Genomic DNA, 21,384 nt, shown 5'->3' with positions numbered 1-21,384 from the left:
AATTATATTTTTTATAGCCAATATAGAACCTTTTATATTGGCTATATCTTTTAGAAAGATTCTGAAATCGTATGAAGAAAACCTTACTAACGCTTAGCCTGCTAGCTCTAAGTGCAGGAATTTCCAATGTATTTGCCCAAACAACCTTAGACTATGTCTATGATGTATCAAAAGACGTAAGTTCAGGATCAGCCCGCTTTAAATCGATGGGTGGAGTAAACACCGCTTTAGGAGGAGATATCAGCTCTATTAGTGGTAATCCTGCCGGACTTGGATTTTACGGTCAATCCGATATCTCGGTTTCGGTCAATTACTTGAACAATAATAATAAAGCTAATTACTTCGGCACAACCACCAATCACAATCAAGGCAAGTTTGGATTAGAAAATGTCGGTATTGTCTTGCACATGCCTACAGCAAATGGCGGCTATGGTTGGCAGAATTTCAATATGGGGATTAGTTATGACCGCTCGAATAACTTCGCAAATCAGATCGTTTATTCCGGGGTTAACGACGCCAATACCATCGTCCAATATTTAACTGATCAGATGTATGAGTTCGATGACTTCTCTTCTGATTTTTCTAGATCGAATCTAGTGGAACGCTTTAGTGATCCTTCAGAGGGTTATTTCCCGATCGCTTTAGAAACCGATCCAAAGTCCCAACAAGTCGACGTACTTACCAAAGGTTACAAGGCTAAAACCACTTTGTCTTTCGGTGGAAATTACAACAATAAATTCTATCTGGGCGGTAGCTTAGGATTAGTGTCGTTCAAATACGATCGTAATTACAGTGTATTCGAGAGTGGATGGACAAAAAATGCAGATCAAATCAGACCGAATGCTAGTGCAAACTCCGGCTTCTTAGATCCTTCAAACCCCAAACATCAGTATACCGAGATCAACTATGAGGTGACAGATTATGAAGATAATAAACTTCGCGGAACCGGTGTCAATGTGGCCTTAGGGATGATCTTCAAACCAACTTGGGACTGGAATATTGGCGTGCATATCGTCTCTCCTACCTGGACCACAGTCAACGAAGAAAGAGTGCTAGAGACGGTTGCAGATTATTATAAGGATGAAAATGCAACCACGACTTTCCTGCCTACTTACAACTCAACTCCATCGACAGCTTCCTACGATTACGGGGTAATCTCTCCATTGAGAGCCTCAGTAGGATTAACTAAGTTCTTCGGACGCGGTTTGGTTTCCGCTGACTTGGAATTCGCAGACTATAGCAGCATTACGTATCGAGAGACTTCTACAGAGGTAATGGATTTCACAGAAGAGAATGAGATCAACGCGAGTATCAAGGACGTGTACAAAAGTGCAGTGAACTTCCGTGTCGGTGGCGAACTACTATTTACCGACCGTTTAAGCGGTCGTGCAGGATTTAGCTACTACAGCAGCCCTATTAAAGGAATAGATAGCGGCGACCACATGACAAGCCTTGGATTGGGCTATATCATCAATCAAAACCTGTATGTTGATTTAGCAGCAATACAATATAAAAAAGAAACATATAATAGTTCCCCTTACTCTTTAGCGGGTTTATGGAACAGCCCTGCCCCTACAGCAGAAGTGAAAAGCTCCAGAACGAATGTCGTTCTAACGTTAGGAGCAAAGTTCTAAGCGCAAGAATTAAAATATTTATTAGAGAGAGTCTGTTCTAAAAGCAAGAACAGGCTTTTTTTATTCGTATCAAACCCCAATCAAAGCCCTTTCCGAGCGGCTTTGATTGGGGTTTGTATTGGGTTTGAATTGGGTTTACAAGGGTTTTATCTAGTAGTTGGTATTTCTATTAGATGTAAGACATTAGATATAAGACATTAGACTCTTTGAACCTTCCTTTCCTGATTCAGACGAGAAAATTAATTTCACACCTTATCCTGCCAATCCTTTCATCCTTCCTTTCCTGGTTCAAGACAAACTCTAACCTCTAATATCTAATGTCTTACATCTAATAAAAATACTAACTACTAAATACTATGAATTATAACTATAATTCATTACATTTAATCATTAGTTATTTACTTATCACTAATTAACCAATGTTATGAAAAAAGTATTTATTAATGCTATCGGGGCAATTGTATTGTTCGGAGCGACTTGGTATCTATATGACAGGAAGTACCCTACTGATGCTTTCTATTTGAAGGCATTGTACTGTCTATTTATCACATTTATTATTGGAATTTTTATTCTGTATTTCGTGACTAAATTGAAGAAACGGCAACGGAAGGAATCTTAGTAGAAAAAAAATGGGTTGAATATTATTTTCAACCCATCCTTGTTTTTATGCTTTGCGCTCAGAGAGCTTACGGACAAATAGATTATAGTTTTCATGCTTTTCGACATAGATCTGTTCGCCGGCGTCGATAAATCCGTCTAATGCGACTGCGTCATACCAGACATTATCAATTTCTATTTTTCCTCCGGGGCGGAGTACCGTCTTTGCAATACCTTCTTTGTTTATCAGATTAATCTTTTGAACTGAGGAAGTGTACCCCACATCAGCGCGCTGTTCATCCTCCAGCACCAGTTTTTTGAAACCGGAAGATTGAAGGATATTTTTTCCAAAAATTACCGCTAGAATGATCGCTCCGACCATCGCGCCAATTACAATTATAAATGAGTTCATTAAGAGCCCTGGTTGAGCAAGTTTAAAATCAAAGTAATCATTAGCAACCATTGAGAATGCTAATCCACATAGTATCAGAATTATTCCTGATATACCGGCCACTCCAAAGCCTGGTATGACAAATATTTCCAAGGCTATCAGTATGACACCGAGGACAAATATCGCAATCTCCCAATGATCTGCAAGGCCTTGCAAATATAAGGGCGCGAAAAATAATGTGGCACAGACTAAAGCAACCACCAATGCAAAGCCAATTCCTGGAGATTGCATTTCAAAATAAATACCGCCAATAATCCCTATGATCAGAATACCACTTACTAAAGGATTGATGAGAAACCCTATAATCATATCGACCAAAGTGGTCTGATGAGCTTTTACATCGGGACTGCTGAATTGAAGGTCGGAGAATATATCCGCTTGACTCTTCACTTCTTTCTTTGCCAGACCTATCTTCACAGCTTCCTGCGTGGTTAAAGTAAGCAACTTACCATCTTCCTTCAACGTAGGAATAGAGATACTTGGGTCGACAAATGCTTCGGCCACCTTAGGATCGCGGCCTTTCGCTTCAGCGGTCGCACGCATTAAGCCACGCATATAAGACTGATATTTCTCCGGAAGGAGCTCACCGCTTTGATTCACTACCGACGCTGCTCCGAAACTAGAACCATCTTGCATATAGATATAATCGGCTGCCAAGGATATCAATGCGCCTGCGGAGGCAGCATTGTTGTTTACATAAGCAATAGTCTTCATTGGTGCTGCATTCAAGAGTGCTGTACGCATGGAATCGGCAAAGTTCAGCGCTCCACCGTAGGTATTTAGCTCCAATAAGAAATAAGTTGATTCATTCGCTTTCGCTTCCTTGAGCGCATTTTTCAACGTTCGCCAAGCATTAGGACCTATATCGTCCTTTATTTGAACAGAATATACCGATTGTGCATTGCTATTCATGGTGGTCAGCAAACAAATGACGATAATACCTAAAATGTATTTTGTAAATTTGTTCATAGAAAATGATTTTATCACCGATCAGCATATTATATCGGATGACTAAATATACAATAAATAAAATTTTTGAGCGAAGCTTTCCAGCCAATATCTGGAAAATCGAGATCGACCCCGTACAGTCCCTGGTCGCTGTGGAAACCCGTGATTTGGATTCTACCGTTGCTTCGTTTTCGGTATTCGATTTTACCGGCAAAGTAGTCAAAGCACCCTGCACTGCGGAAGCCAAGGAGTGGACATTAGACGCGATTCAGGATGGATTTCTGATCCTAAAGCGGATTGGCGAGCACCGCCCTATTCAGGAAGGCATACAAATCATTGAGATTGCCACCGAGCAGGTTGTCTTTTCCAGTTACGAGTTTATTCTGCTGGACGTATTCGAAGATGTGGTGCATGCGCTGCATCGCTCGATATCATCCGGTGAGACCATCCTAATCGATATCCGGACCGGAAAATATGCCCCCGCAACGGATCGTAACTTCCGTTTCGCAAGTAATAAAATTCAATATCCTCTCACCTACCCCAACAAGCCCGAATTTCTCAGCAATGAGGCAATTGAGGGTCCTTTATGGCTTAGTAAATGTTGCCAGCATTACATTTGGTGTTATCATGTGAAGAATGAAGATAATTTAAATCTCATTTTAACGTTAAGTGATTTAAACCACGAACTGGACCGACAAGTCATAATGGAAAATATGGATAAATTGATTCCGCAACCCTATTTTCAGATTGACAAACAATTATTCTTTATGTCATTCAATAAGCGGGATATTATTTCATATTTAGTATAATTGCATAAAATGAAAAAACAAGCATTCAAATTTCAGACTTTGAAGAAGTCTCTTATTATATTTTCTACGTGTTTTGTATTGATGGGAGTAGCAACCGCGCAGGCACAGACCAACAATAGTCAGAAAACAGAAACAATCAACGGAAAGACATTTATTATACATACCATCGCTGCCAAGGACACTTATTATCAGCTGAGCAGACAATATGGGGTACCTGTAAAAACGATTATGTCTGCGAACAATCAGAAGAACCTTCGTTTAGGGGATGTCGTTCGTATTCCAAGTACGGCAGCTCCGGTAGAGACTCCGGCACCAAAGAAAGATACGACTAGAGAGGTCATCAACACCGTCATTGCCGAGCAATCTGGGCAGGTATTAACACAATATAAAGTTGGGCCTAACGAGACCTTATATTCTATTGCGAAGCGATTTGCTACTAATGTGGAAAGCATCAAATCAATGAATAACTTGACCAGTGATGTCGTTCGCGAGGGACAGACCTTAAAAATACCGGATGGTAAAATTGCGGTTCAAGAGCCAACTCCGACAGAGCCGATAGAATTACCTATTCCGGATGTAAACCGTCAGCAAGAGATTGAATTTGAGACGAACCGCTATGGTATTCGCGAGAAAAAAGAAAAAGGTATCGGTATTTGGATGGACAATCTGGAATCTAGAGGAAAGAGCAATTTAGCACTTCACCGCACGGCTCCTGTTGGAACAATACTAAAGATTACGAATCCTTTGACGAAAAATATTACCTTTGCGAAAGTTGTAGGAAAATTCTCTGATACGGCCGATAGCCGCGACGCAATCGTTATTCTTTCGAAATCGGCGGCATCTCATATCGGTGCATTCGATAAGCGATTCTTAATAGAAATCACCTACGGCGCTCCAATCGAAAATTAAGAGTAAGCATGGACAAACCTTACGTAATAGGTATAGCAGGAAGTAGCGGGTCGGGTAAAACCTTTTTCTTAAAAAGCTTCTTAGATCACTTTTCTCCTGATGAGATCACTTTGATTTCTCAGGATGATTATTATATCCCCGCGAACACAAAAACGCAGGAGGAAAATAGATTATATAACTTCGATTTACCGACTTCCATTGATAGAAATGCATTCTACTCGGATATTAAAGATCTATTCGACGGAAAAACGGTATATAAAGAAGAGTACACATTCAACAACCCCGCTTTAACGCCGAAGATGTTGGAGATTAAACCAGCACATATTTTGGTGGTAGAGGGTTTATTTATCTTTCACTATGAGGAGATCAATCAGTTGTTGGATTATCGTATCTTCCTAGATGCGGAAGAATCCATTGCTTTGAGGAGACGCCTTCGGAGAGATTTGGTGGAACGAGGATATGACCACGATGATGTAATGTATAAGTGGATTAACCATGTCGTGCCTTCTTACAATGAATATTTGTTACCATTTCGCGAAACTTGCGATTTAGTTATTCAAAATAATACGGATGAGCCGGCGGTTATTCAAAGTTTTACGAACGATATCGCATCAGAATTACGTAAAAGAATCTACTAGTTATTTTTAATCAATCTAAATTACTTATATTTGTACCATGTTTGAAAACATGATACGTCTACAAGTAATTGATTCATCGCCTTTTGACAACAACAAAGGACATAATCCGTTTCAGGATCATGGAGAGGTTGTTTTTAAGAAGTGTTGTAAGAAATACAAGCGAGGCAAGCGCTGCAAGAAGTGCCCGGATCGCTAGCTAACTATTCTTCGATATAATTTAGATCCTTGTCAAAGCTTTCTTTCAATCGACTCAAGGCAAAGATTGCTATTCCCGAGAGCAGCACAATCATGATGATTGCTGCAGGAAGAATCCCAACCCAGTTGACAAAAACGCCATAAAGAATTGTTGATGGAATCAGTGCCCCGCGCACAAAATTAGGCGCTGTCGTGGTCACCGTTGCTCGTATGTTGGTTCCAAATTGTTCCGCTGCGATGGTAATAAAAGTTGCCCAATAACCTACTCCCAATCCCATGAAGAAGGCCAACCATAGAAATTCTGTTTCCGTAATGCCGTAGCGCGTAAGATAAATGCAGGAGAATAAAAGAATTACGAGCTGATAAACCAATACGACTTTCTTTCTCGACTTAAATATCTGTGCGATTAGCCCCGCGAGAAAATCGCCAAGCGAGATCCCCAAATAGGTAAACATGACGCCCTTTCCGGCACTCAATACGCTCTCCGCTCCCAGCGCCTGTCCTATCTCTGGCGCCTGAGTAACCAGCACACCAACAACAAACCATATAGGCAATCCGATACACAGGCAGTAGATATATCGCTTGAAGCGCTCTTTATCTGTAAATAGCATCGAAATCTTACCCTTCGCTACACTCTTATCGCTAATTTGATTGAACATCCCGGATTCAAATACGCCTACACGCATGAGAAGCAATAGTAGTCCCATTCCTCCACCGACAAAATAGGCGGTTCTCCAACTGTACCATTCTGAAATATAATAGGCTAATATGGCGCCTAAAACACCTACGCCCGCGACAATCATCGTACCATATCCACGCTTCTTCCGATGCATCGTTTCACTGACTAAAGTGATTCCAGCACCGAGTTCTCCAGCCAAACCAATACCGGCAATAAATCGTATGATTCCATAGGTCATAACATCCTGTACAAAACCGTTCGCTATGTTGGCCAATGAGTACATCAATATCGAACCGAAGAGCACTTTGATACGCCCATATTTATCACCAAGAACACCCCAAATTATACCTCCAATAAGCAATCCTCCCATTTGCATATTCAAGACGAACTCACCTTTTGTCCGCATCTCCTCAACATGAACACCGATATCCGTGAATGATTGAATTCTAACAATGGAAAAAATTATGAGGTCGTAGATATCGACGAAGTATCCGAGCGCAGCCACGAATACCAATATCCACACATTCTTTGTGTTAGGTTCTTGATTAGTCATAATACTAAAATAAGCATGATCCGCGTTTTTAAAAGATATTATTACAATTAAAAGGGAAATAATCTTGTAAATAAGCGTTATTTTTGAGCCATGAGATTATCTCCGAAAACCATGAAATGGGCGCTAAGAATTTATCCGCCTTTCTTCTTCCAGCGGATTTGGGTGAAAAACATCTTGGACAACTACTTAGGTGCCGATCTAAAGATTTTCAAGAGTATTTTCAATATCAATTCGAACAACACGATTTTCGGAGGAACGATCTTTTCTGCCATAGACCCCTTCTATCCCATCCTACTCGATCAGTATTTTAAACATCAGGGTATCCTGCGTACAGTTGCCTGGCTTAAGACGGCCCATATCGAGTATAGAAAGCCCGGACGAACGAGTATGCAGTTCAGCATACGTTTGGATGAAGAAGTGCTGAAAGAAGCATTAGAAACCATTCAAACACACGGTAAAGTGGTAAAGACTTTCGCCACGCATGTCTACGACAAAAAAGGGACGCTCTGCGCTGTCGCGCATAATGAAATCTACATTCGAAATCTGGATTTTGATTTCGACTCCTACTACAAACAAAAAGCTTCTCAGGAAGCTAATCCTATACAACAATAAATTATATCACATGAAAAATTTAGCTTTTATTACATTAGGAATCAGCATGGCAATGGTATCTTGCCAGAATAAGACTGATGAAACCAAAAACCAAAAGCTAGGCGCTGAAGCCATCAGAATACATGATGAAATCATGCCTCAAATTTCTACGTTTGATAAAACGACAGTTAAGATTGATTCCATCTTAGCAAATCTAGCCGAAATTAAAGCAACGAAAGCAGATTTAGATACTGCGGCAACACGCGTTGAATTAACAAATTTGCAGGATAGCATTGAAGCAGCGACCGATAATATGATGACTTGGATGAAGGATTATGATGCTGCTAGCACCGATGATGCTTATCAACAAAAAGAGTTAGACAAGATTACAGCTATGCAGAAACAATTTGAAAGTGTAACTAGTCAAATCAACAAAACTTTAACCCCATTTAATCAATAAGACCGAATGAATAGACTATTCAGTTCAGCCATCCTAGCAGTACTTCTTAGCGGTATATTCGCTTGTTCATCATCAGACAGAAAACTGCCAATCTATGGAGAAAGAACGCCTGTGGAGAAAGAAATAGATGGTAAAAAGGTAGTTGATACGGTTTATCAAACTATTCCTGACTTTAGCTTTTTAAATCAAGATAGCGTCCAATTGACTCAAGACTTCTTTAAAGGGAAGATCTATGTTGCCAACTTCTTTTTTACGCATTGTCCAAGCATCTGCCCGACGATGCAGCGTAATCTCTTAAAGGCTTACGAAAAATACAAAGGCAATGAGAAAATCGCGTTTTTATCACATAGTATCGATTTCAAATACGATCAACCTTATATTCTAAAAGACTACGCTAATAAACTTGGGGTGGATAACGACCAATGGCAGTTTGTGAATGGTTCTAAGGCGGATATCTATGGTATGGCCGATCGTTATTTAGTGTATGCTAAAGAAGATGCGAATGCTCCCGGAGGTTATGACCATCAAGGTTACCTGGTGATCATTGACCCTGATAAAAGAATTCGTGGTGCTTATGACGGAACAGACCAAACGCAGGTTAATAAGCTGTTAGAAGACTTAGATGTTATATTAAAAGAGTATAAGTAATGCTCCGAAGATCTACCTATTTTATCTTAAGTATTGTATTCGGACTCTATCTGCTCTTTTCCTGCCAGTCGGGATTAAGCGTGGAAACAATGCAGTATGCTACTAATGGGCAAAAAGTCTATACCACGCATTGTCAAAATTGCCATGGAGCCAACGGAGAGGGATTAGGAAAACTTTATCCCCCCCTGACAGACACTGTATTTCTAAATGTGAATCGCGATAAGCTGGCTTGCATTGTTAAAAACGGCATGAGTGGGGAAATCACCGTTAATGGCGTAAAGTATAATCAAGAGATGCCCGGGGTGCCTCAAATGAACGCAACAGACATCGCTTACGTCTTGACCTACGTAACTACTTATTTTGGAAATAGTAAAACACATTTTACAAGAGAAGAAATAGAAAAGTACTTAGCAAAGTGTGAGTAGATTCTGAAAAATAGATATAAGATTTTAGACCTTTGAAGAAATTCAAGGGTCTTTTTGTTTGCAAAAAGAATGTCAGAAGAATAATTTAATTGATTGCATAAAATATCTAGAACATTTCAGAGACCACTATCCCCTATCCGGAGTTGTAATTGTGATAAACAAGAATTACGGAATAATATTGCTTTAAGGCCTTGAAAACGTGGTTTCTATAAAAAAATAAAGGTTTTCAAACGGGGAGAATGAAAACCTTTAATAACCAATTATAAACCTAAATTATGATACTACAAAGGTAAGTGTAAAACATACACATGTCAAGTCTTTTTGTGAAATTTAACAATTTGTTAACATGGACTCTCATCACTGCTCAATCGCTTTAGCACTTTATAACGATTATTTGACAAATACGCCTTCCAAAAATGCCTACATTTGCAACCGAATGAACATTCAATTGACAGAAAAGAAAGAGCAAATTTTCCTTAGCACGCTTAGCTTAATCCATCTTTATGGATTCCATGGGACCCCTATGAGCAAGATTGCGAAGGAAGCCAACGTGGCTGTAGGCTCTATATATCATTACTTTCCTTCGAAGGAAGATTTAATTATCGAGCTGTACTGGTACTGCAAGGAAAAGCTGAACGGAGATGTCTTCAGAGGTGTCAATCCGGAGCAATCCTATGAGGAAAGATTTAAGACAATCTGGAAACGATGGATCGGCTTTTACCAGCAGAACATTGAAATCTTCGGATTTCTAGATCAGTTTTATGGCTCCCCTTTCTACGAAGAAGTCCGAAACAATGTATTGGGACAGAAAGTAGAACGAAATAAACTAATCCATTTTATCGAAGAAGGAGTTCAAGAAAAACATTTAAAAGATCTGAATGTTCGATTAATACTCTCGATCTACCTTGGAGGAGCTATCTCCCTCTTTCGCAACTGTTTAATCACCAAAGAAGAGATTATGGAGGAGGAGATGAATCAATTAGTAGAAATTATTTGGAACGGCGTTAAAATATAAGTTAGAAACATGAGATTAAATTTTAAGGAAATCGTAGTATACCTATCGGTAGCTTGTACTACCATCGGTATTAGCCAAGCGCAGCAAGCTGGTTCTTTGAACAGCAACGCGACGCTTGACGAGCTAATTAACTATGCATTGAGCAACAAGATCGAGCTAAAGCAAGCACAGATCGACAAGGAAATTGGAGAACGTGAAATTGCATCAGCACTGTCAGGTTGGTTTCCACAGATTAACGCTAATGGAAATTACACCCATAATATACAGCTCCCTACGGCGAACATCAATGGTCAGAATATCAATATGGGACAAAAGAATACGGCTTCAATGGTATTTCAAGCTGACCAAGCCATTATAAACCCGGGGTTATTTCAAGCATCTAAGGCCTCTCGATTTATTCGCGAACAAAATGATTTAAATATTGAAGACACGCGTATCAATACCGTGGTTGATGTCAGTAAGGCCTATTATGATATCCTTACAAGCGAAGAGCAAATAAATATTATCACTGAAAACATTGCTCGCCTTCAAAGACAATACACTGAAGCCAACGCGCGCTACGAAACTGGATTAGTCGATAAAACAGATTATAAACGAGCGCAGATTTCATTGAATAATGCAAATGCTGAGCTAAAATCGGCAAATGAGTTTCGCCGCTATAAATACGATTACCTAAAGACTCTGTTGGGCTTAAATCCATCAGCGCCTGTTAGCTTATCATTCGAAAACCAAAACATGGAGTCGAATATCCTTTTAGACACGACTGAGCTTTTGCAATATGCTAACCGAGTTGAAATTAAACAGTTGCAGACCTTGCAAAATCTGCAAAAGTTGAACACACAATATCAAAAGTGGAACTACCTTCCACGAGTGGGCGCCTTTGCTAACTATGGTCTAAACTACAGAAACAATCAGTTTGGTGATCTTTTTCAAGATAACTTTCCGAATTCTAGTGTGGGTTTAAGCCTATCTATTCCAATCTTCCAAGGAACAAAACGTATTCAGGAAATCCGTAAATCGGAATTACAAGAGTCCAGATTGGATTTAGAGATGGAAAATCTGGAGAATCAAATCGGTGCACAATATTCAGCAGCTATGGCATCCTATCGCGCCAACATGAACGAATGGAGAAATGCGAAAGAAAACATGGATTTGTCTGAAGAAGTGTACAATACCATAAAACTTCAATACGATGCAGGCGTAAAAACTTACTTAGAACTTATGACCGCAGAAACCGATTTGAAGACAAGTCAATTAAACTACTTGAATGCCCTTTACGCGGTGTTGTCAAGCAAGCTAGATATTCAGAAAGCATTAGGAACAGTAAACATTAGCAATTAATCAACCACAAGCAATAAAGATATAATGAAGACAAATCACATATTAACAGCACTTCTATTAGGAACAGGATTATTTCTACAATCATGTGGGAATAAAGAAGCTGGTAAACAAGGAGCAGGACCTGGAATGCAAGCACCTGCAACACCGGTAACCACCGCAACAGTTAGTAAGGAAGTTGTAACGGGGATTCGCTCCTACCCTTCAAATGTTGTTCCTTTGCAAGAAACAGAAATACGTGCTGAGGTATCAGGCTATATTACGAATATTTATGTTGCCGATGGTGCTTATGTAAGCAAGGGACAACGATTATATGAGATTGACCGCGTTCGATATGCTGCTGCTGTCGATCAGGCACGTGCGAATATGGAAATCGCAAAAGCAAACCTTGCTCGTGTTGAAAAGGATTTACAACGTTATGAGAAACTTGCAGATCAAGACGCGATCGCTAAGCAGACTTTAGATTATGCTTACACTGACGTTAACAACCAAAAAGCACAGGTACAGGCAGCACAAGCAGCACTAACAACTGCTAGAACTAACTTACAACGCTCGGTGATCGTTGCACCATTTTCCGGGAATATCGGTATTTCTCAAGTTCGCACTGGTGCTTTAGTAAGTGCTGGAACAACCCTTTTAAATACCGTGAGTTCAACAAATCCTATTGCCGTTGAATTCCAGATCAACGAAAAGGAGATTCCTGAATTTACTGGGCTACAAACCGGCAAATCATCTACCAAAATCAACTTGACTTTACCTGATGGTAGCACATACAGCTCCTTGGGTCGTATCTCTACCATAGACCGCGCTGTAGATCCGCAAACAGGGACGTTAAAAGTACGTGCCTCGTTTGATAATCCTGCAAATACCTTGCGCGCAGGCTTGAACCTAACATTGAATGTAGAAAGTACGACAGCGCACGAGGAGATGGTAATTCCATACCGCGCGATATTTGAACAGCTAGGAACATTCTCAGTATACGCAGTAACTGATAGTAGCACGGTAGACTTGAAGCAAGTTTCATTAGGTCAAAAACTTGGAGATAAGGTGGTAATTACCAACGGTCTTCAAGTCGGCGAGCGCATTGTCGTAGACGGTGTTGCCGCATTGAAACAAGGCGCTAAGGTTGTTGAAAACAACAACGCGAACGCTCAACCAAAGAAATAATTTGCTAAGTCCCAACATATTCATAGATAATGATTTCAGAAGTATTTATAAAAAGACCGGTAACCGCGATGGTTATCTCCATATTGATCACCATCATTGGAGCTATTTCCATCACGACACTACCTATTAGTCAGTATCCCAATATTGCGCCGCCTACGGTATCCGTAATGGCGAACTATACCGGTGCTGATGCCCAAACAGTAGAGAAAACAGTAACAACCCCGATTGAAAGCCAGATCAACGGTACGCCGGGGATGATTTATATGAGTTCGAACAGTACCTCTGACGGTGGTTCTCGTATTACGGTAACCTTCGAAGTAGGTACAGATATCGACATCGCAACGCTAGATGTACAAAACCGTGTAAGTATCGCTGAACCTGTATTGCCTGAAGCAGTGCGCCGTTTAGGGGTAACCACTCGTAAAGTGAACACGGATATCTTAATGATGGTATCCCTGACCTCACCTGACGGATCACGTGATGCGAACTTCTTGGCAAACTATGTCAACCTGTATCTGAAAGACGCCCTATTGCGTGTTAAAGGTGTGGGTGATGTGCAGGCCTTCGGACAGCCTTTCGCGATGCGTGTATGGCTAGATGCCAACAAACTGACCAACTTAGGTTTAACACCATCTGACGTAAGTACAGCCATTGCTGAGCAAAACTCACGTATGGCTGGGGGTAGCGTTGGTGCGCGTCCGCAAGAGAATGCACAAGTATTCGAATATCCGATTATCCTTGACTCCGATTTGGAAGAAGTCGAAGATTTCGAGAATATCGTCGTAAAAACAAACACCGACGGTTCCATCGTTTTATTACAAGATGTAGCCCGCGTTGAGCTTGGACAATTCAACTACGGTATCACGACGAAAGTAAACGGTGAGACAACCTCTGGTATGATGATCTCGCAAACACCGGGAGGAAATGCCGTTGAGACTGCAGATGGTATTTACAAGGCATTAGAGGAGTTAAAAAAATCCTTCCCTAAGGGCGTAGACTATGTAGTCGCATATGAAACGGTTTCTGTTGTTAATGCATCCATCAGCTCGGTAATTCATACCTTGATCGAAGCATTGATCTTAGTAACTCTTGTTGTATTCTTCTTCCTACAAAGTTGGAGAGCAACCTTGATTCCATTGCTAGCGATTCCTGTTTCTATTGTCGGTACGTTCATCTTCTTTACGATATTCGGATTCTCGGTAAACAACTTAACGATGCTTGCCTTCGTCCTCGCGATCGGTATTGTGGTGGATGATGCCATCGTTGTGGTGGAAGCCGTGCAGCACTATATCGACCATTATAAGATGGACGCCAAAGAAGCGACGCGACGCGCGATGCAAGATATTACCGCACCGGTTATTGCCATTGCCCTGATCTTAGCGGCAGTATTCGTTCCTGTAGGATTTATCCCGGGGATGGTGGGTCAGCTTTATCAACAGTTCGCTATTACCATTGCCGTATCCGTAATGTTATCGGCATTTATCGCCCTTTCGCTGACGCCAGCATTATGTTCGATCATGTTGAAGCCAACAGCAATTCACAAGGATTCTAAAGGCCTAAACAAGTTCTTCTACAAATTCAACGTCTGGTTCGATAAAGTAACTTATCGTTATTCAAAAGGCGTTAAGAAGGTGATAAAAGCGGCTCCATTAGCCTTGATTATCTTGCTTTGTATATTTGTTGGAACAGGACTGATGTTCACGAATAAGAAAACAGGCTTTATTCCTGCCGAGGACGCTGGTATATTCTTTATGGGAGTCAACCTTCCAGAAGGTGCATCTAGTGCCCGTACAGAGGCTGTATTACAGGAATTATCGGAAGATTTGCGAAAGACTTTCCCAGAAATTCAATATGTAACGGCAATTAACGGGATGAACTTATTGAATAGATCGGCGAAACCTAACGGCGCCAGTCTATTCGTTTCGCTTTATCCTTGGGGAGAACGCGAGAAAACAGTAACGGATATTACCGGAGCGATCATGGGTAAATACCGTGGTTATACTAAAGCTTCTGTTATTGCTGCCACGCCTCCGCCAATCCCGGGTCTTGGATCATCTGGCGGTTTCACCATGGAAATTCAGGATAGACAGACGGTAGATATCAAACAGTTTGAGGCGATGATCGGTAAATTCTTAGCCGCAGCAAATCAACGTCCTGAGATTGGGATGGCCTATACCCTATTCAATAGTAATTCGCCAAACTACAAACTCAATGTAGATCGTGAAATGGCCAAGAGAATGGGTGTACCATTGACCAATATCTACAGCACTATTTCAGCTTATATGGGTAGTAGCTATGTGAATGACTTTACCAAATATGGTCGTAACTTCCGCGTCGTAACACAGGCAGATACCAGCTATAGAATGCATATTGAGGATCTCAATAAATTATACGTCAAGAATGTACAAGGACAACCTGTTCCATTGACCAACTTAGTACGTTATGATTTGATTACGAATCCTTCGATCGTCAACCACTTTAACATTTTCCGTTCGATCCAGTTATCGGGTGAAGCGGCTCCTGGATATTCTTCTGGGGATGCGATTGCAGCACTAGAAGAAGTAGCAGCACAAACATTAACAGACGGTTATTCATACGAGTTCTCCGGAATATCGTTGCAAGAGAAACAATCCGGCAGCAAGACCATCCAAATCTTCGCGCTCTGTATTCTATTCGTATTCCTGCTGTTAGCTTCGCTATACGAAAGTTGGTCCGTGCCATTCTCAATCCTGTTATCCGTTCCATTGGGTGTGTTCGGAGCAATTCTTGCCCTGACCTTATTGCCGCAACTGGATAACAACATCTTTGCGCAGATCGGTCTAGTAACTATCATCGGTCTTGCCGCGAAAAATGCGATCTTGATCGTGGAGTTTGCAAAAGAACGTGTGGATATCGGAATGAACCTATTAGACGCAACATTAGACGCCGTAAAACTTCGTCTTCGTCCAATTATCATGACATCCTTGGCGTTTATCTTAGGTATTATTCCTTTGATGCTTTCAACGGGCGCAGGTGCTGTTTCACGCCAAACAATCGGCTGGACAGTATTCGGAGGGATGACCGCAGCGACATTCTTAGCCATCTTCTTCGTACCGGTACTATTCGTTGTAATTACACGTCTAGCATACGGTAAAAAGAAACTTGCTGAATTGGAAGCGAATTTCGATGAAGAGAAGAAAAAGAATTTGAGTGCTCATTAGGAGTAGTTATTAGTTAGTACATAGTAGTTAGACCGATGGCGGCTACTGAAGAAATATTTCTTAAAATGAAGAAGCTGTTCGAAAGGACAGCTTCTTTTTTTGGAAACAGAAAAGGAAGGGTAAATGAGTCCTTTAACTATCGCATAAAAAAAGGCCCTCCAAACGGAGAGCCCTAAAAACTTGCAATCAACATTAGGAAAAACATATATTACGATCACAGTTTTTTACCCATATGTATATCCTTCAGGATTTTCGTATAATTATATTGCATGCTTTTTGGAAGCTTTTCAATTGCTTTCTCTACTTCAGCATGCGTTCTACTTGAGCGATCAATCAATCTGATGCTCAACCTGTTTAACTATCTACACAGCAATTATACTTCATAAATTAACTAAACGGGACAAGGTTTAATATATAGTACCGTATCGTATGACTGTACCCTATATGGGATTTAATTTCTTTTTAAATAAATGAACAAGAATGATCCGTTAAGCCGAAAGACAAAAATTATTAGTTGGAAAAGAAAGTTTTTTGACGATTTGGGTCTACTAGAAAAGAATGTTGATTTTGGAGTTTGGGTTTTGTCTTTGAACCAGGAAAGGAAGGATACAAGGATTAGCAGGATTGGGTGTAATTATTTCAGACTAGATATTAGACATTAGATATTAGACATTAGACATGATCCTGCCAATCCTTACATCCTTCCTTTCCTGGTTCAGAAAATAATCACACCCGATCCTGCCAATCCTTAAATCCTTCCTTTCTTGGTTCAAAACAAAACACAAAAAATGGCGCCTAATCGGCGCCCTACTCTAATATCTAATATCTAAAATCTAACATCTAATATCTAATCCCCTACTTCAACCAAATACCCACCGACAAATTAATGCTCTGGTGGTTCATTTTTTCGCGAAAGCTCACATAAGTAAGTTGTTGATACGCATAGGTTGCTGAGATCGTAAAGTTCGTACGTCTGATATCATCATAAAGGTAGAAAAGACCGATCTTTCCCATCGCGCCTTTATCATACACTCCGCCTAGGCGAAGCGAATAACCGGCATTTGCAACGGCACCAACACGTGAAAAATCGCCTATATAAGCAAAAGGCAATCTAGCGTCGATGAAAAGCGGAAATAGATTACGATCGTATTTGAAATTACCTTGTTGAGTTTCCGTTGGATTTTTGAACGTATAATCGCCACGCAATACTTCGTTTCCTAACCCAATACCTACAAAAGCACGTTCGTCGAAGTTGCGACCAAAAATAAAATGCAAACTATATCCATTAAAAGTCCCCTCGAAACCCGGATTGTTGACTCCGATACTCCCCCCACCTTGCAATAAGGTATAATAGTCTCGTTGCGCAAAACTGTGAGTAGAAAATAAAAGTAAAAAGGCACCGATCGTAAAAAGTCGCTTTAGCATAGTAAGGTTAGTTAAGTATCTTATAGATTAGTTCGCTCATTAAATCGCCATGGCTGGTCAAGTGACCGACATTCATACCCTTCGATTTTAAGTCGTACTCTTTGATCAAATGAATAATATCGAAAGTTTTCCGGCGATTGAAATTTCTCGCGGCATACTCATACTCTTTCACGAAGAAAGGGTGCACGCCAAGTGCCTTTGCTGCCGCTGCTGAATTCTTATCCGGTAGATAATGATATTTGAGGATCTTCGTAAAGTAGGTACCTAGTGAACCAATGACCACCGGTATAGGGTTGGATTTAGGATTCGCAGCAAAATAATTAACGATTTGAAATGCCTTCAGTGAATTTCGCTTGGAAAGTGCCGTATTCAGTTCAAACACATTGAAATCCTTGCTGATACCAATATTGCGCTCAATATCCGCCGGCCCAATCTCCTGCTCTGCCGACACATTGAGCATCAACTTTTCGAGCTCGTTAGCCACCTTCGATAAATCAGTACCCAGATAGTCGGCCATCATTGCTGCAGCCTGCGGATGAATCTTTCGTCCACTAGCGCCTAATTGCTCTGTAATCCATCCGGCAACTTTATCATCGTAAAGCTTATTCGACTCCAATACCACTCCCGCTTTATCCATCGCTTTATACGACTTTTTCCGCTTGTCGAACTTACCATATTTATGCGCGAAAACCAATACCGTTGTCGGTGTAGGATGTTCCAAATACTTCTGCAGCAGATCATCATCCTTCCATTTCAGGTTCTGCGCTTCTTTCACAATGATAACTTGAAAGTCGCTCATCATAGGGTAGCGCTTTGCCATACTGATCAGTGTAGAGAAGTCAGTTTCCTTACCATAGACCACCGACTGATCAAAGCCTTTCTGCGCCTCATCGAGTACCTGATGCTCAATAGCATCCGATATGAGGTCGATAAAGTAAGGCTCCTCGCCATGTAGTAAATAAATCGGGCTAAGCTTTTTCTTCTTGATATCAGCTAAAATGGATTGGGTATTCATGTCCCACGAAATTACAAAAAATCTTTTAGCATTCCGCTTCGAGAATGCGACAGATATCATCCAATGTACACCCCTATCAACCCCCTTTCCGAGCGGCTTTGATTGGGTTATACATTGGGTTTGAAAGGGCTTTGAAAGGGAACTATATCATAGAAGGTATATGCTAAATATTTCGTAATTTTGTAAATGTTTAGGCCAGTCCCACTGAATTTACCCCCCTTTCCAGCGAAAATTATAAAGAAAGCCGATCAATATTTTATTTTTGATGAGCTTCGGAAAAAGCATTTATTGTTAACTCCGGAGGAATGGGTAAGGCAACATTGGGTTCATCACCTGCACAACGAGAAAGGTTACCCACTCTCGCTAATGAAAATTGAAGGCGGGCTACTGCTCAACACGCTACAGAAACGCAGCGATTTGGTAATTTACAATACTTCCGGCGAGCGCATTCTTTTGGCAGAGTTTAAGGCGCCGACTGTCAAAATTACCGAAAACACCTTTCGACAAATCGCGAATTACAATACTATTTATAAAATTCCGCTGCTTTTAGTCAGTAATGGACTTGAGCACCATTATTGTAGTATAGATTTCGATCATGGGAATTTCACATTTCTGTCGGATTTACCAACATTCGCCCATGAGCAATAGGAGAATTTAAAATAAGTATTATATTAGTAAGTCAAAATTAGAAGGAACAAAACATGGATATCAATAAAGACGAATTCAGAAAATACGCGATTAAGCACCATAGAATTGGAAGTCAACACGTTGATGGCTATATTTCTCGCTTACAGCAACAAATTCCATCCAATCTTACGCCATACATTATCGAAGAGCGTCAATTGAACGTTGCGCAGATGGATGTGTTCTCGCGTTTGATGATGGACCGCATCATCTTTTTGGGTGATGGTATCAATGATCAAGTAGCAAACATCGTACAGGCACAGTTATTGTTCTTACAATCTACTGATGCTCAGCGTGATATTCAAATTTACATCAACTCTCCAGGTGGTAGTGTTTATGCAGGTTTAGGTATTTACGATACGATGCAGTATATTTCACCCGATGTTGCGACTATCTGTACAGGTATGGCCGCTTCGATGGGCGCTGTATTATTAGTTGCTGGAGCAAAAGGAAAGCGTGCAGCATTAAGACACTCGCGCGTGATGATTCACCAACCTTCGGGCGGTGCACAAGGTGTTGCTTCGGATATGGAGATCAACCTTCGTGAAATGTTGAAATTGAAAGAGGAATTGTACACGATTATCGCTGAGCACTCTGGCCAGACTTATGACTGGGTAGAGAAATCATCAGATCGTGATTATTGGATGCGTGCTGCCGAGGCCAAAGAATTTGGTATGATCGACGAAGTATTGCTTCCTAAAAAGGAAACAAAATAAAGAAAATGAGTAAATCGAACAGTAGAGACATCCATTGCTCTTTTTGTGGCATCAGTAAAAATGAAGCCCAAATGCTTATCGCAGGCGATGGTGCCCACATCTGTGACAGATGTGTTCAACAAGCTGGAGAGATTTTGGCGGAGGAATTAAAGCAGAGAAAGAACAAGTCTTTACAGACGACTTTAAAGCTTATTCGTCCTAAAGAAATCAAAGAACATCTGGATCAATATGTTATTGGTCAGGATGACGCTAAGAAAGTAATTTCTGTAGCGGTTTACAATCACTACAAACGTTTGAATCAACGTGTTGACAACGATGAGACAGAGATTGAGAAATCAAACTTAATTATTGTTGGCGAGACGGGTACCGGAAAAACCTTATTGGCAAAAACGGTCGCTAAGATTCTAAATGTTCCGTTTTGTATTGTAGACGCAACTGTACTAACTGAAGCAGGCTATGTGGGTGAGGATGTGGAGAGTATTTTAACGCGTTTGTTGCAGGCGGCGGATTACGATGTAGCGGCAGCAGAGCGCGGTATCATCTACATTGATGAGATTGATAAGATTGCAAGAAAGAGCGATAATCCTTCAATTACCAGAGATGTGTCGGGAGAAGGTGTTCAACAGGCTTTATTGAAAATCTTAGAAGGTACAAATGTGAATGTTCCACCGCAGGGCGGTAGAAAGCATCCTGATCAGAAAATGATTACGGTGAACACGAATAACATCCTGTTTATTTGTGGTGGTGCATTTGATGGTATTCAAAAGAAAATTGCTAACCGCTTGCGCACGCAGACTGTTGGTTACAAAATGAACGACGAGGAACAAGAAATTGATTTAAATAATCTGTACAAGTACATCACTCCTCAGGATTTGAAAAACTTCGGTTTGATCCCTGAGTTGATTGGTCGTCTACCTGTATTGACACACTTAAATCCATTGGATAAAGAGACCTTGTTGAACATTTTGACAGAGCCTAAGAATGCTTTGGTTAAACAATACAAGAAGCTATTTGAATATGAGGGTGTTAACCTGAAGTTCGATGAGGCGGTATATGATTTTATCGTTGATAAAGCTTGGGAATTTAAATTAGGTGCTCGTGGTCTTCGAAGCATTTGTGAGGCGATTATGCTTGACGCGATGTTTGAGATACCGACCAGCAAGGAGCATAGCAACGAGAAGGACTTGCAAATTACGTTGGATTACGCGAAGAATAAGTTCGCCAAGACGGATTTCAAGAAGCTCCAAGTTGCATAACGATTTGACCCTCGCCCATCGGCGGGGGTTT

At 40.8% G+C, this 21,384-nt stretch carries 20 protein-coding genes; 16 read left to right on the top strand and 4 right to left on the bottom strand.

Going from position 1 to position 21,384, the window contains the following annotated elements:
• Positions 1 to 71: 71 nt before the first annotated feature.
• Entirely contained in the window at positions 72 to 1,634 is a 1,563-nt protein-coding gene (locus DSM08_RS05510) for an OmpP1/FadL family transporter (RefSeq protein WP_149525223.1), read from the top strand.
• A gap of 424 nt (positions 1,635 to 2,058) precedes the next feature.
• Entirely contained in the window at positions 2,059 to 2,253 is a 195-nt protein-coding gene (locus tag DSM08_RS05505; RefSeq protein ID WP_149525222.1) for a hypothetical protein, read from the top strand.
• A gap of 45 nt (positions 2,254 to 2,298) precedes the next feature.
• Here DSM08_RS05505 and DSM08_RS05500 read toward each other — a convergent pair whose 3' ends face one another.
• Positions 2,299 to 3,651, bottom strand: coding sequence for an NfeD family protein (locus tag DSM08_RS05500; RefSeq protein WP_149525221.1), 1,353 nt, complete (start codon positions 3,649 to 3,651; stop codon positions 2,299 to 2,301).
• A 5-nt stretch (positions 3,652 to 3,656) separates the two neighbouring features.
• Here DSM08_RS05500 and DSM08_RS05495 point away from each other — a divergent pair, with 5 nt between their 5' ends.
• The 3 genes from DSM08_RS05495 to DSM08_RS05485 all read left to right on the top strand — a co-directional run bounded on the left by DSM08_RS05495 (position 3,657) and on the right by DSM08_RS05485 (position 5,986).
• A complete protein-coding gene (locus DSM08_RS05495; RefSeq protein ID WP_149525220.1) occupies positions 3,657 to 4,439 on the top strand; it encodes a hypothetical protein in 783 nt (260 codons plus the stop codon).
• 81 nt (positions 4,440 to 4,520) lie between these two features.
• Positions 4,521 to 5,348, top strand: coding sequence for a DPBB and LysM peptidoglycan-binding domain-containing protein (locus tag DSM08_RS05490; RefSeq protein ID WP_187773983.1), 828 nt, complete (start codon positions 4,521 to 4,523; stop codon positions 5,346 to 5,348).
• Positions 5,349 to 5,356: 8 nt separating this feature from the next.
• On the top strand, positions 5,357 to 5,986 hold the full coding sequence (locus DSM08_RS05485) for a uridine kinase family protein (protein ID WP_149525218.1): 630 nt from the start codon (positions 5,357 to 5,359) through the stop codon (positions 5,984 to 5,986).
• Between the two features lie 200 nt (positions 5,987 to 6,186).
• On the opposite strand, the gene DSM08_RS05480 is transcribed toward DSM08_RS05485, so the two are convergent.
• The gene (locus DSM08_RS05480; protein WP_149525217.1) at positions 6,187 to 7,413 is read right to left on the bottom strand and encodes an MFS transporter; all 1,227 of its coding nucleotides are present in this window, start codon (positions 7,411 to 7,413) and stop codon (positions 6,187 to 6,189) included.
• Positions 7,414 to 7,503: 90 nt separating this feature from the next.
• Here DSM08_RS05480 and DSM08_RS05475 point away from each other — a divergent pair, with 90 nt between their 5' ends.
• From DSM08_RS05475 to DSM08_RS05440, 8 genes are all read left to right on the top strand, one after another.
• Entirely contained in the window at positions 7,504 to 8,025 is a 522-nt protein-coding gene (locus tag DSM08_RS05475) for a DUF4442 domain-containing protein (protein WP_149525216.1), read from the top strand.
• A gap of 10 nt (positions 8,026 to 8,035) precedes the next feature.
• On the top strand, positions 8,036 to 8,464 hold the full coding sequence (locus DSM08_RS05470) for a transposase (RefSeq protein ID WP_149525215.1): 429 nt from the start codon (positions 8,036 to 8,038) through the stop codon (positions 8,462 to 8,464).
• A 6-nt stretch (positions 8,465 to 8,470) separates the two neighbouring features.
• Positions 8,471 to 9,112, top strand: a complete 642-nt coding sequence (locus DSM08_RS05465) for an SCO family protein (protein ID WP_149525214.1) — start codon at positions 8,471 to 8,473, stop codon at positions 9,110 to 9,112.
• Complete coding sequence (locus tag DSM08_RS05460) at positions 9,112 to 9,537, top strand: c-type cytochrome (protein ID WP_149525213.1); 426 nt, start codon at positions 9,112 to 9,114, stop codon at positions 9,535 to 9,537. Before DSM08_RS05465 ends, DSM08_RS05460 begins: the two co-directional genes overlap by 1 nt.
• 436 nt (positions 9,538 to 9,973) lie before the next feature.
• On the top strand, positions 9,974 to 10,552 hold the full coding sequence (locus tag DSM08_RS05455) for a TetR/AcrR family transcriptional regulator (protein WP_187773981.1): 579 nt from the start codon (positions 9,974 to 9,976) through the stop codon (positions 10,550 to 10,552).
• 9 nt (positions 10,553 to 10,561) lie between these two features.
• Complete coding sequence (locus DSM08_RS05450; protein ID WP_149525211.1) at positions 10,562 to 11,893, top strand: TolC family protein; 1,332 nt, start codon at positions 10,562 to 10,564, stop codon at positions 11,891 to 11,893.
• 24 nt (positions 11,894 to 11,917) lie between these two features.
• Positions 11,918 to 13,057, top strand: a complete 1,140-nt coding sequence (locus tag DSM08_RS05445) for an efflux RND transporter periplasmic adaptor subunit (protein WP_149525210.1) — start codon at positions 11,918 to 11,920, stop codon at positions 13,055 to 13,057.
• A gap of 29 nt (positions 13,058 to 13,086) precedes the next feature.
• Positions 13,087 to 16,257, top strand: a complete 3,171-nt coding sequence (locus DSM08_RS05440) for an efflux RND transporter permease subunit (RefSeq protein ID WP_149525209.1) — start codon at positions 13,087 to 13,089, stop codon at positions 16,255 to 16,257.
• An 855-nt stretch (positions 16,258 to 17,112) separates the two neighbouring features.
• On the opposite strand, the gene DSM08_RS05435 is transcribed toward DSM08_RS05440, so the two are convergent.
• Complete coding sequence (locus DSM08_RS05435) at positions 17,113 to 17,682, bottom strand: hypothetical protein (protein ID WP_149525208.1); 570 nt, start codon at positions 17,680 to 17,682, stop codon at positions 17,113 to 17,115.
• Positions 17,683 to 17,689: 7 nt separating this feature from the next.
• A complete protein-coding gene (gene holA, locus DSM08_RS05430; RefSeq protein WP_149525207.1) occupies positions 17,690 to 18,697 on the bottom strand; it encodes a DNA polymerase III subunit delta in 1,008 nt (335 codons plus the stop codon).
• A 186-nt stretch (positions 18,698 to 18,883) separates the two neighbouring features.
• Between holA and DSM08_RS05425 the strand changes: the two genes are divergently transcribed.
• Genes DSM08_RS05425 through clpX form a run of 3 tightly spaced genes read left to right on the top strand, consistent with a single transcriptional unit; the run spans position 18,884 to position 21,353 of the window.
• The gene (locus DSM08_RS05425; RefSeq protein ID WP_149525206.1) at positions 18,884 to 19,345 is read left to right on the top strand and encodes a type I restriction enzyme HsdR N-terminal domain-containing protein; all 462 of its coding nucleotides are present in this window, start codon (positions 18,884 to 18,886) and stop codon (positions 19,343 to 19,345) included.
• Positions 19,346 to 19,398: 53 nt separating this feature from the next.
• Complete coding sequence (gene clpP, locus DSM08_RS05420) at positions 19,399 to 20,097, top strand: ATP-dependent Clp endopeptidase proteolytic subunit ClpP (RefSeq protein ID WP_149525205.1); 699 nt, start codon at positions 19,399 to 19,401, stop codon at positions 20,095 to 20,097.
• A gap of 5 nt (positions 20,098 to 20,102) precedes the next feature.
• Entirely contained in the window at positions 20,103 to 21,353 is a 1,251-nt protein-coding gene (clpX, locus tag DSM08_RS05415; RefSeq protein ID WP_149525204.1) for an ATP-dependent Clp protease ATP-binding subunit ClpX, read from the top strand.
• Positions 21,354 to 21,384: the final 31 nt, after the last annotated feature.

The organism is Sphingobacterium hotanense (genome assembly GCF_008274825.1).
GTDB classification, from domain to species: Bacteria; Bacteroidota; Bacteroidia; order Sphingobacteriales; family Sphingobacteriaceae; genus Sphingobacterium; species Sphingobacterium hotanense.
The sequence above is the reverse complement of the archived record's forward strand: the minus strand, read 5'-3'. Positions and strand labels throughout refer to the sequence as shown.